Annotated in this window: 9 protein-coding genes; 4 read left to right on the forward strand and 5 right to left on the reverse strand. The window is 36.5% G+C overall.

Annotated elements, in window-relative coordinates; translation table 11 throughout:
* Positions 1-44 precede the first annotated feature (44 nt).
* The 4 genes from RQM59_RS08275 to RQM59_RS08290 all read left to right on the forward strand — a co-directional run bounded on the left by RQM59_RS08275 (position 45) and on the right by RQM59_RS08290 (position 7557).
* A complete protein-coding gene (locus RQM59_RS08275) occupies positions 45-2504 on the forward strand; it encodes a sodium-translocating pyrophosphatase (protein ID WP_349241632.1) in 2460 nt (819 codons plus the stop codon).
* A gap of 84 nt (positions 2505-2588) precedes the next feature.
* Positions 2589-2999 (forward strand): DUF1801 domain-containing protein, encoded by a 411-nt coding sequence (locus tag RQM59_RS08280; protein ID WP_349241633.1) that lies wholly within the window; start codon positions 2589-2591, stop codon positions 2997-2999.
* A gap of 95 nt (positions 3000-3094) precedes the next feature.
* Positions 3095-4219 (forward strand): helix-turn-helix domain-containing protein, encoded by a 1125-nt coding sequence (locus tag RQM59_RS08285; protein WP_349241634.1) that lies wholly within the window; start codon positions 3095-3097, stop codon positions 4217-4219.
* Positions 4220-4335: 116 nt separating this feature from the next.
* Positions 4336-7557 (forward strand): T9SS type A sorting domain-containing protein, encoded by a 3222-nt coding sequence (locus tag RQM59_RS08290; protein WP_349241635.1) that lies wholly within the window; start codon positions 4336-4338, stop codon positions 7555-7557.
* 52 nt (positions 7558-7609) lie between these two features.
* On the opposite strand, the gene RQM59_RS08295 is transcribed toward RQM59_RS08290, so the two are convergent.
* Genes RQM59_RS08295 through RQM59_RS08315 form a run of 5 tightly spaced genes read right to left on the reverse strand, consistent with a single transcriptional unit; the run spans position 7610 to position 12289 of the window.
* Positions 7610-8458: a 5-oxoprolinase subunit C family protein gene (locus RQM59_RS08295; RefSeq protein ID WP_349241636.1), complete on the reverse strand. Its 849-nt coding sequence runs from the start codon at positions 8456-8458 to the stop codon at positions 7610-7612.
* Complete coding sequence (gene pxpB / locus RQM59_RS08300; RefSeq protein WP_349241637.1) at positions 8449-9168, reverse strand: 5-oxoprolinase subunit PxpB; 720 nt, start codon at positions 9166-9168, stop codon at positions 8449-8451. The genes RQM59_RS08295 and pxpB overlap by 10 nt, the downstream gene beginning before the upstream one ends.
* Before the next feature lie 40 nt (positions 9169-9208).
* A complete protein-coding gene (gene pxpA, locus RQM59_RS08305) occupies positions 9209-9955 on the reverse strand; it encodes a 5-oxoprolinase subunit PxpA (RefSeq protein ID WP_349241638.1) in 747 nt (248 codons plus the stop codon).
* Positions 9955-11187: an Nramp family divalent metal transporter gene (locus RQM59_RS08310; protein WP_349241639.1), complete on the reverse strand. Its 1233-nt coding sequence runs from the start codon at positions 11185-11187 to the stop codon at positions 9955-9957. Before RQM59_RS08310 ends, pxpA begins: the two co-directional genes overlap by 1 nt.
* Positions 11180-12289, reverse strand: a complete 1110-nt coding sequence (locus tag RQM59_RS08315) for a DUF2891 domain-containing protein (RefSeq protein ID WP_349241640.1) — start codon at positions 12287-12289, stop codon at positions 11180-11182. Before RQM59_RS08315 ends, RQM59_RS08310 begins: the two co-directional genes overlap by 8 nt.
* Positions 12290-12327 lie beyond the last annotated feature (38 nt).

Below are 12327 nucleotides of genomic sequence, written 5' to 3' on the forward strand. Positions count from 1 at the left end.
ATTTTACTACTTTTGCCCAGCAAATTAACAAAACAAAAACGAATATGGGATCAATGATGATTTACATGCCAATAGCTTTGGCAATCTTAGGGCTAGCATATATGCTAGTAAAGAAGTCTTGGGTGATGAAACAAGATGCTGGTGATGGAAAAATGAAAGAAATTTCTGACCACATCTATGAAGGAGCGCTAGCTTTCTTAAATGCAGAATACAGACTTTTAGCTATTTTTGTAGTAATCGTAAGTGTTTTATTAGCAATCGTTTCTTTTGTTGTACCTACAACTCACTGGTTAATCGTAATTGCATTTATTTTCGGAGCTGTATTTTCTGCTTTCGCTGGAAATATCGGAATGAAAATCGCTACAAAAACAAACGTAAGAACAACACAAGCTGCTCGTACAAGTTTACCAAATGCTCTTAAAATATCTTTTGGAGGTGGTACTGTAATGGGATTAGGTGTAGCTGGTTTAGCCGTTTTAGGTTTAACAGCATTTTTTATCATATTCTATCAATTCTTTATGGATGGAACTTGGTCTTCTACGGGAGATATGACTATCGTACTAGAAACCTTAGCTGGTTTTTCTTTAGGAGCTGAATCTATTGCACTATTTGCAAGAGTTGGTGGAGGTATTTATACCAAAGCTGCCGATGTAGGAGCGGATTTAGTAGGTAAAGTAGAAGCTGGTATTCCAGAAGACGATCCACGTAACCCAGCAACCATTGCAGATAATGTAGGAGACAATGTAGGAGATGTTGCAGGAATGGGAGCCGATCTATTTGGTTCTTATGTAGCAACTGTATTAGCTGCTATGGTACTAGGAAACTATGTAATTAAAGATATGGGAGGAAGCATTTCTGATGCTTTTGGAGGTATCGGACCTATCTTATTACCAATGGCTATTGCAGGTGCAGGAATTATTATTTCTGTAATTGGTACCATGTTAGTAAAAATAAAAAGTAATGATGCAAAAGAAGCACAAGTAATGGGTGCTTTAAATGTAGGTAACTGGACATCTATTATTCTAGTAGCGGTTTCATGTTTTGCATTATGTTATTATATGTTACCAGAAACTATGAATATGGAGTTTTTCGGTGAAGGATTGCAAGAAGTTTCTAGAATGAGCGTATTCTATGCTACCCTAGTAGGTTTAGTAGTAGGTGCGGTTATTTCATCGGTAACTGAATTTTACACTGGATTAGGTAAAAAACCAATCTTAAAGATTGTACAACAATCTAGTACTGGAGCAGGAACTAATATTATTGCTGGTTTAGCGACTGGTATGATCTCTACGTTCCCATCTGTGTTATTATTTGCAGGTGCTATTTGGGCATCGTATGCTTTTGCTGGATTCTACGGTGTTGCTTTAGCTGCTTCTGCAATGATGGCAACAACTGCTATGCAGTTAGCTATTGATGCATTTGGACCTATTTCTGATAATGCTGGAGGTATTGCTGAGATGAGCGAACAAGAGCCAATCGTAAGAGAACGTACAGATATTTTAGATTCAGTAGGAAATACGACTGCAGCAACTGGAAAAGGTTTTGCAATTGCTTCTGCTGCTTTAACGTCATTAGCATTATTTGCTGCCTATGTAACTTTTACAGGAATTGACGGAATCAACATCTTTAAAGCACCTGTCTTAGCAATGCTATTTGTAGGTGGAATGGTGCCAGTTGTATTCTCTGCATTAGCAATGAATGCTGTTGGAAAAGCTGCCATGGAAATGGTACACGAAGTAAGACGTCAGTTTAAAATGATTCCTGGAATCATGGAAGGTACTGGAAAACCAGAATACGACAAGTGTGTGGCAATCTCTACACAGGCTTCTTTAAAAGAAATGATGTTACCAGGATTATTAACGATCGGTTTCCCATTGATCATTGCTTTTGTACCGATGATCTTCGGAATGGACAATTTAGCAATTGCTGAAATGTTAGGTGGTTATATGGCTGGTGTAACAGTAAGTGGTGTACTATGGGCTATCTTCCAAAACAATGCTGGAGGAGCTTGGGACAACGCTAAGAAATCTTTTGAAGCTGGAGTTGAAATCAATGGAGAGATGACTTATAAAGGTTCTGATGCTCACAAGGCAGCTGTAACTGGAGATACTGTTGGAGATCCATTTAAAGATACTTCTGGACCATCTATGAACATCTTAATTAAGTTAACTTGTTTAATCGGATTGGTAGTAGCTCCAATCTTGGGAGGACATAGTACAACAGATGCACATACAGAAGTTATTGAGTTACATGCAGATGGTGGAAAACACAAACACATGGAACATGCAGTTGAGAAAAAAGTGAAGGTAAAAATGACCAATAATGAAGATGGAACCGTAAAGGCTGTGGTTATGACAACTTCTAATGAAAACGGAGAAGAAGTGACCAAAGAAGAAATCTTTGAAGGAACGAAGGAAGAAGTTGAAAAGAAGCTAGAAGCTTTTGAAAAGGATCTTGAAAATGTAAAGATCAAAATCAAAAAAGAAGTAAAAAAGATGCAATAATCTTTTTATGCTATATAAAATAAAAAAGCACCTCAATGAGGTGCTTTTTTATTTCCATATCTTTAAGAGTCTAAAATCAAACTTATGGGACTAGTTACTCAAGAAACCAACAAAGACGTTTGGGCATATATAAACAGTATTGAAAATATTTCTAAAAGAGAAGATGCAAAAACGCTTGTGAATATGATGCAAGAAATTACCAAATGCGAACCCAAAATTTGGGGAGATCATTTCATTATTGGGTTTGATAAGTATAGCTACAAACGCAAAGGTGGTAAAGAAGAGTTCGAATGGTTTCGCACAGGTTTTGCCCCAAGAAAGACCAAACTGACCTTATATTTAACGATGGATATTGCTCAGGAGCAGGACTTGCTAGATGCTTTGGGTAAATGCAAGCACGGCAGAGGTTGTTTGTATATTAATAAACTGGCAGATGTCGACCTGATCGTTTTGAGAAAGTTGATTGAAAAATGCTATAACCCTTCCAAAGAATAGCTATTGTTTTATTAAGACCTTTAAAAGGTACGACTAACTGTATATAAATAATATTTTTTATTTTGCTTATTAAAAATGGAAATTCCCTAAATTCTATGACTTCTAGCTTTTTCTCTCTATTACTTATTGCAGGCGCCATCCAAGGCTTTGCGTTTAATGCCTTTACCTTTTTAAAGCAAAAAAAGGTAAGTAAAGTTATTCTCTATCTAAACTTAATGGTCTTATTTCTGTCTTTGAATAACCTCCAGGCCTGGTTAATTGATAACGGATATCGTTCTGATTTTTTCTTTATCAAATGGCTAAAAGTACCGTGGTATATGCTATTATTTCCAATGTTCTATTTGTTTTTGATCCACTATATGCAGGTAGAGAGTAGATTAAGAAAATTACTTCGAATTTCGATTTTCATTTTTTCAATTGAGATGATTCTTCGCGTAGCTATCATGTACTATACCTACTATTTTATAGAGGGTTTAGATAGCTATTTAATTGTATCGTATACTAATGCAGAAGAGATCTTTAATGCTGTATTTGGTATTATCATTGTATATAAATCTAGCTTTTTAGTTTTTAAACAGAAAGAACGATATCAATATATTCTATCTTACGATGACATAAATTGGATCAAGGTCTTTTTAAGGCTTGGGGCATTGATCATTGCTTTTTGGATAATGGCAATCGTAATACATAATGTCACGGGAAATATGTCTGCGTATGTACCATTACGTCTGGGCACTTCCGTATTGCTCTACTGGATAGGGTATCAAGGGTTTTTCCGATATAAAATTGTAAAAGACAGGATCTCATTAAGAAATTATATATCCAACGATCGGATCCAGAGTTTAACAATTGCATTACCAAGAGACAATACCATTTCAAGTAAGCACGAAAGAGATTTTGAAAAAATAAACCAGTATATCACATCAGAACAACGTTTTTTAGACGCTCAATTGACCATGAACATTCTAGCACAAGAATTGTATATGAGTCCGAGTCATGTATCTAAAATCATTAACAATTATAGCGATTATAATTTTTCAGATTATATCAATTCTTACAGGGTAGAACAAGCAAAGAAGTTATTAGCCGATAATGACTTTGATAGTTATACAATGGTTGCGATTGGATTGGAATGTGGATTCAACTCAAAGTCCACTTTTTATACAGCTTTTAAGAAGCTAACGAACCTTACACCCACACAATATAGAGAGCGATATTAGTTGTCCTAATTTATAGCAATCTATCCGAATTTTGGCAAATTCGATAATCTCGGACATCTCATTTACAAGCATAGTTACTTTAGTGGAAGAAAAATTAACTATAAAAATGTAGCATTATGAAAAAACAGTTATTACTTACAATTGCATTACTCCTTTGCGCATATTCAAATGCACAAATAACAGTAGAGAAATCATCCGAAAAGACATTGGATGAGATGTTGAAAAACATTGATAAAACAGATTTTACCTCTGGAATTTTGGTAGATAGATCTGGGAATTACGCTAACTTAGCGAAACTTAATTCTTCTGAAAAAAGTGTCTCAATAAATTATGCCTACTTTAAACAGGCAATTTTGGACTTGCATATTGCTTCAAATAAAGAAAAATTCATTTCTTCAAAAGCATTGAAAGAACGTCTCGAAAAAAACAATCAGAAAGGGGATATTGTAGACATTGGTATCATCAGTGCTGATTTCCACAGTTTAAACTATCAATTTGGAAAAGAAGCTGGAAATGGTCTAAAGCTAGAAGGCAATGCATTTAAACAAGTTAAAAACAAAGAAGCTTTTTTGCATCACACTAGTCTGGTAACTTCACCTCTAAAAATGGCCGCGAAAGGTACCACTATCACATATCGTTTTCAAGATAAATTCTGGTTTAACAGCTCAAAAAAAGATATTAAAAATTTGACAGCTCATTTTCAAAATGGCGGAAAATTTACCATAATTGAAAACGGTAAGATCATAAGAAAAGAATTACAGCAAAACTATACAAAGAATGGCGAGAAAATGATAACATTTACCGCTACCTACTCTGACAATTCGCAACTAACATGTAAATCAAAAATCTATATTATCGCTCAAGAAATGGCTTCCAGAGGAAGCAGCTGTATCGAAAGTGATAGTGTATTTGCAGATCCCACAGAAGCTTTTCAAGGATATGACGAGACTACCCCTATTCGCGGTAGAATGGATTATCGCATTTATTTTCGTACTAACAGCCCTGGCTCACCTTGTAACCTAGTAAAACCTATCATAATTATAGATGGGTTCGATCCTGGCGACCGAAGACGATTCGAAGATGCAGACTGTGCAAATGATCAGGATTGTGCAGGTAAATATATCAATAATGGTCAATTCGACGGTAGTCTTCATACATCTATTCGAGAATTTCTAAATCCTACTGATGGCTCTCAAAATTTAGGAAGCGTTCTTCAATCATTAGGTTATGATGTTATACTTGTAAACAATCCTACACATACTGCTCCTAACAACATTAAAATTGATGGAGGAGCTGACTATATTGAAAGAAATGGATTAACCTTGACCAGACTTATCCGTAATGTAAATTTAAGATTAGCTTCCAATAACTCTAACGAAGAACTCGTCATAGTCGGCCCAAGTATGGGTGGGCAAATCTCGAGATACGCGTTAGCTTTTATGGAGAAAAAATATGCGCAAACAGGAGAATCAGAATGGGACCATAACACACGTCTATGGATCAGCGTCGATAGCCCGCATTTAGGTGCTAATATTCCATTAGGAGTTCAAGCTTTACTTAATCAAGTAAAAAACGAAAATGACGCTGCACAAGATTTTGTAGACAATCAATTAGGCTCTCCTGCTGCCAAACAACAATTGATTGAACAATATACAGGGCATCATCAAAACCAGTTATTAGATCAGGAATTAGATGGTAAAACTGTATCACAAGGATTTTCAAGTTCGAGAGGTTCAATATTCTTTCAAACTTTTTATAACGCACTTTTTAATAACGGTTTGCCTGGATCGAAAGGGTATCCTCAAAATCTTAGAAAAATTGCATTAGTCAATGGGACGATGACGGGTAGCAGAAATTATGAGAGTGTGCATCAAGAAATCCCTAATGATGTCTTCGCCGATAACAGTGAACAGACATTGAATATTAAAGGATTTCAAGAAATCGGTATTGGCCCCATTAGCGGTCCTGTTCATATTGCTAGTCTGGAGACATTTTCGCTGCCAAAATATCTATCTCATGGTAAAGTATCAAGGTTCAAAAAATTACTCAATGATAGAAGTCTTTATATGACCAACAATAACTCAAGAGGAAATATGGATAATATTCCTGGAGGTTGGTTTGACAGTAATAATCAGCTGGCTGCTCCTGTACTGGAGGGTAGTCCGCACAATATTAATTTTGCGCTATGGTCATTTATTGCACGTGCGTTAGGTTTTGAAATGATCGGATTCATTCTCGACCTTTTTGGGGATGATTATTGGAGTTTACGTAAATTAAAGCCCGTTAGTTCTTTTATTGCTTCCTATTCAGCTATTGGTCATTTAAGTCCAGAGCAAAGTTGGGCGCAAGCCTTGGATAAAAATTTAGTCTGCCAGAATTTAACCCCATTCGACTCTTATTTTGGTCATGACATAAGTACGCAACATACCACGTTTAATACGGAGGCTAGAACTTGGCTAATAAGTGAAGTTGAAGGAACGGCTTTAGAACCATATTTCCCTGTTAACCCAAATAATCTAGTAGGCTCATGGTTGATGTGTAATAACTTAACACGAACATATACTTTTAATAGTTGTTCTACTCCTGGCGATGTCATTAACTGGGAAGTCGGCGGAGGCATGCAAGTTGTAAATTCGACCACAAATTCAATAACGGTGCATACCCCTAGAGGATCGGGAGGTCAGGGGTATATTAGAGCACATTTTTCAAATGGAGTTAGTATGCAAAAGGATATTTGGATTGGCCCTCCAGGGCTTCCTGCCGGAGTAACCGGACCTACAGTTGTAAAACCAGGATTCATATATACCTATCAAGGAGGAATTGCACAAGGAGCATTATCCTATCAATGGGAGTTACCTCATCCATTTAGAGTAACAAGCACCATTGATATGAGTTCCATGAGCTGGAATATGGCGCCAACAACAGGAAGATTTTTAGTAGCTATGTCGGGACATCAAGGGGCTGATGGGTATGTCAAAATGAGAGGGTGGAATAATTGTGGCCTTGGGCACCCCGCAATTCTAGCCGTTGAACACGAGCCTCATGATTCTGGAGATCCTTTTGAGTTTCAGGAATTGCGATCCGGAGGGCAAAACCCTAAACAGACGGTATATCCAAATCCCGCCAATAACAGTTTAACTATTAACATAACTAAAAAATCAAAAGACGAATCATTTACCGTTACATTAGTAGATGTTTCTGGAAGGATGTTATTACAACAAAAGTTCGCAGATAATCAACTTACACTGAACACATCGAGGTTCAAAAACGGTTACTATATTTTGAAAATTAACAGCAAGCATCAATCTATTACTAAAAAAGTATTGATTCAGCATTAGAAAAAGAAAGTAAGTATCCTTAAGACCGGATCATTGCATAAATGATCTGGTCTTACTTTTGTAACATAAATTTTACGCTGTCTCCAGCCACCTTCTGACTTAACCTGCTAATTGCATATTCGGATAATTGCAACACTCTCGGGTAACCACCTGTAACCTGACAATCGCGCATTAAGACGATCAACTTTCCTGACGGAGTTAACTGAACCGTGCCTGGCAATACCGCAGACGTCAAAATAGAGGATAAGTTATTTTCAACCAGTTCATTTAAACGATATCCTACTCGATTGTTATCTTCAGAAACGGTAAATGATTGAAACAGTCTTTCTTTTTGTTTGTTGTTCAACTGGTCAAATTCTGGTCCAGGAAAACATTCCAAAGCTACATCCTGAAAATGATCTTGATATATCTTCAATTTAGAAAACCCTTCATCTGAATATGGCTTCTTTGAATTTATTTTCAACGTATCACCTTTCAATAATTTCAGCTGGGTAATTCCCATTAGAAAACTTCTACTCTTTAACACAATCTCGGATTGAATTCCACCTTGTATTGCTAAATAAACCCTAGCTCCATAATTTCTTCTTCCAAACGATAAGACATCCTTCTTTTTAACCTCAACAACAGTATTCATTTGGATAGAGTTCCTATTGATTTTAGGTGAAAAATCTCCACCCATTAAGCAAATAAAAGCGCCCGATGTAAATTCGAACTTTCCTTGTCCGAAGGTAATTTCTACAACAGCACTTGTACTATTATTCTTTAATAAGATATTTGCCATTTCAGCGGAATACGTATCCATAGATCCGCCTTGTGGAATGCCATTTTTAGTGAAACCGATTCGACCTACATCCTGTATTGTATTGTAAACTCCAGCATGCACTACTTTAATCATATCCATTGAAATTTAAGTTTATAAATTCCTTCAGAAACCTCTTCTTGAATTTTCTTAAAAACCGCTAAATCTATTGATTGAAACTTCACTCGATCTCCGGCTTTTGCAAAACTGGGTTGCGTTTTTGTGACATCAAAAAAGTCAATAGGAGACTTCCCTATAATATTCCAACCTCCTGCACTATCTTGTGGATATACCCCTGTTTGCACTCCTCCTATTCCTACAGCGCCTTTCTCAACACGCAACCTCGGATTTGATCTCCTGGGCATATGAATTTGAGAGTTCAACCCTCCTAAATACAGAAACCCTGGTTGAAAACCTAAAAAATAGATCAGATACTCAGGAGCCGTATGCAATCGAATCACCTCATCAACAGCAATGCTTTTCTTACTTGATATCTCTTCTAGGTCCAAACCAAACTTCAAATTGTAACAGACAGGAATTTGCCAAACCTTTTGTTTTCGAACTTCTTGCTTTCTCTCCATTGCATACAACTCGTTGAGCTTTACAACCGCACGGTTAAAATTCTTTAAAATTCGGTATCGAATCGTCAAAGAGTTGTATGCAATGATCGTATCTAAAACATTTTCATCCTTTTCTATTTTTTTTTCAAAAGCAACAATATCTTGAATAATTTCTTCATCAATTCTTGACGGCCATTCTATTAAAATAGCGGATTCTCCAAAAGGCTTATATGTAGGTTTGTATATATTCAATAGTATCTAACTGTCATTTCGAGCGCAGTCGAGAAATCTTTTATGATTGCATTCCAAGACCTCTCGATTCCAATCGAGGTGATATGAATTTTTCATTTAACTCTTTTAAAATATCAATGGCATTCTTGTTATCCCCATGTACACAAAAGGTTTGTGCCTTGATCTGTTTTTCATTTCCTTGAACAGTCTTTACTAAAGACTCTTCAGCCATTCTTCTCACATGCTCAACGATTTTTAACCTATCAGTAATGATTGCATATGGTAATGCTCTTGATACCAAGGTTAAATCATCATTATAATTTCGGTCTGCGAATGCTTCATATACTATAGTCATTTGATTAGCTAAGGCAACTTTTTCTATCGCTGAATTATACGGAACATAGATTTTTACATCTTTAAAAGCACGTTGTATAACCGAAACCACCACGGTTGCTTTCTCTTCGTTTACAGCGATCAAGTTATACAAAGCTCCATGTGGTTTTACATGATGAATAACAGCTCCTTTTAAATCCGCTCGTTCTTTAAAAACCTGTAACTGCTCATACAAACTTTGTTGCAATGCTTTATTGGAAATATTCATGATTACGCGTCCAAAATTCTCTCGATCGGGGAAGGATGGATGCGCTCCTATTTTTACATCATTCTCAATAGCAAGATCAATAACTTTGTCAATAATTTCAACAGAACCTGCATGTCCTCCACAGGCAATATTGCATGAAGATATAAATGGCATTAGTATATGCTCATTATGCAAACCTTCACCAACATCGCAGTTTATATCGATCATTAAAATAGATTTATTCCAAACACTTTAAAAACACCTTTTAGCCCTAAGAAAACGGTAATCAATACAATGGTAAGACCCAATATATTTTGTGCTTTAGAGTTCACATAGTTACCAAGTACCACTTTTCTATTCACAACCCACAACAAGATTCCTGCGATCACTGGTAGTAGTATTCCATTTGCTACTTGAGCGAACTTTATGATCTCTATGGGTTTAATTCCAAATGAAGAGAATATAACTCCCAACAATAGAATAAAGATCCAAACACCTCTAAACTTCTTCGATTGTAGACCTCCCTGCCATCCAAAACACCCTTTGGCTACATAAGCCGCAGCTAGCGGAGCTGTTATGGCCGAAGTAATACCCGCGGCAAACAATCCAACGGATAAAAAGTACTTTGCAAAATCTCCATACAACGGAGCTAGGCTCTCTGCCAAATCCGAAGCATTTTTGATCTCCCCGGAAGAGATAGATGCTGCGGAAACGATAATCGCCATGGACACTAATCCGCCAAGAATGATCGATACAATCGTATCCTTTTTCGCCGCTTTTAGATCACCTTTATCTTTCCATCTTTCTTTTACTAAAGAGGCATGTAAAAACAAATTATAAGGAACTACCGTCGTCCCTATTAGTCCAATAATTGTAAGTAAACTCCCTTCAGGCGATTTTGGCACGAAAGCTCCTTTTAATATGTCTAGTAGATTGGGTTTAGTTACGATCGCAGTAATAACAAATGAAACACTCATCAAGAGAACCAATGTAATCAGCGCTCTTTCTAAAAATTTGTAATTCCCAATATATAGTAACACAAAAGCAATCACTCCAATTACCGCGCTCATAATGTTTACAGAAAACCCAAAAACATCCACAATAACCTGACCAAAAACAGTTTCCAGTCCTAGCATACCTCCACTAATATTCCCCGCTTCATAAGAGGCATTTCCCACAACAATGGCCGAGAGGATTAAGAGCATCATTAATCGATTGATCATTGGGTTTTTGATTTCTGATTTAATGACTTCAGACAATCCTTTTTGAGAAATGATTCCCAAACGTGCCGCCATTTCTTGCAATACAATTGTTGCTACAATGGACAATACCATCGCCCATAACAAATTAAACCCAAAATTAACTCCTGCTAACGTACATAATGTTACTGTTCCAGGTCCAATAAAAGCCGCAGCAACTAACGTTCCGGGGCCAATATTCTTGAATAGATTTTTAATCATTGTCCATTGATTTTAAAGCATAAATAGCAAAGCTTCCTAACCAATGTCCTCCTTCATAGCTATCGCCAACAAGATTTGGTAAAGAATAATTAATATGTTCGTTTGCCAAATTTTTTAAATGATCGTATTCTGGCAGCTCTTCAATAATATTATATAAGCACCAAGCTCTTGAAAAGTTTACTCCATCTAAATGTACTAGCTTACCATCGGTCCTATCGGAAACCTCTCCAACAGGAAATCTAAAATCTTCATTTGAAAGTTTTGGTAAAAATGCCTTCAACCATATCGAAAATTCAGAAGCAGGCAAAACGCGTTTCATAATAGCCGCTTCCTGTAAGCAAGGAGAAAGAAAATCGAAACCACTTGGCTCCCATGTTATAGGGCAATCGGCATCTTTTAAATAAAAATCCTTCGCTCTTTGGTCAATCATGCTTTTCAGATCTTCTCTTTGTACGGTATTTGCATAATCCCAGGCAAACGTTAATCCAAATGCCGTGTTTGTATGCTCCCCTACTCTGATTGGGTATTTTAATTTTGGCAAAAACTCTAAATATTTTTCAACAATTAAGTTTGTTAACGGTTGTAGATTAGTTTCTAACTCCTTTCCTAAAGGGTCATTCCATGTGTGTAACTCTTCTGCCAATTTAAGTAACCATGCCCATCCATAGGTTCGTTCATAGCTTCCATTATATTTCCCCTTGAAATAGACGATCTCTTTTGCAATATTCTCAGCTGTAATACTCTCTTTCAATTTTTGCTTAGCCTCAAAAGCATGGGTTGAGTTTGGATATTGTTTTAGCAGTGCTACTAAACTCCAGTGACCATGCACTGAAGAGTGCCAATCAAAACATCCATAAAAACTTGGGTGTAACTCCTTAGGTGACCTCAAATCTGCATCGCTTCCAATAGTTTGCCCTAACTTATTAGGATATTCGGTATGTACACAGTGCAAAGGTAATTGGATCAACCTATCAGCTTGTATTGCATCTAACTTTGGGATAGTCACAATGGCAACATTGTTACTCCCTTTAGTTTGATTTTCTGAGGAAGGTTTACACCCTATCATCAAGAATAAAAGGCATAAAAAGGATAATTTTTTCATATACTAGGTTCTATGTTATAAATGTAGAAAAAACAATC

The organism is Asprobacillus argus (genome assembly GCF_032248395.1).
Taxonomy (GTDB): Bacteria; Bacteroidota; Bacteroidia; order Flavobacteriales; family Flavobacteriaceae; genus Polaribacter; species Polaribacter argus.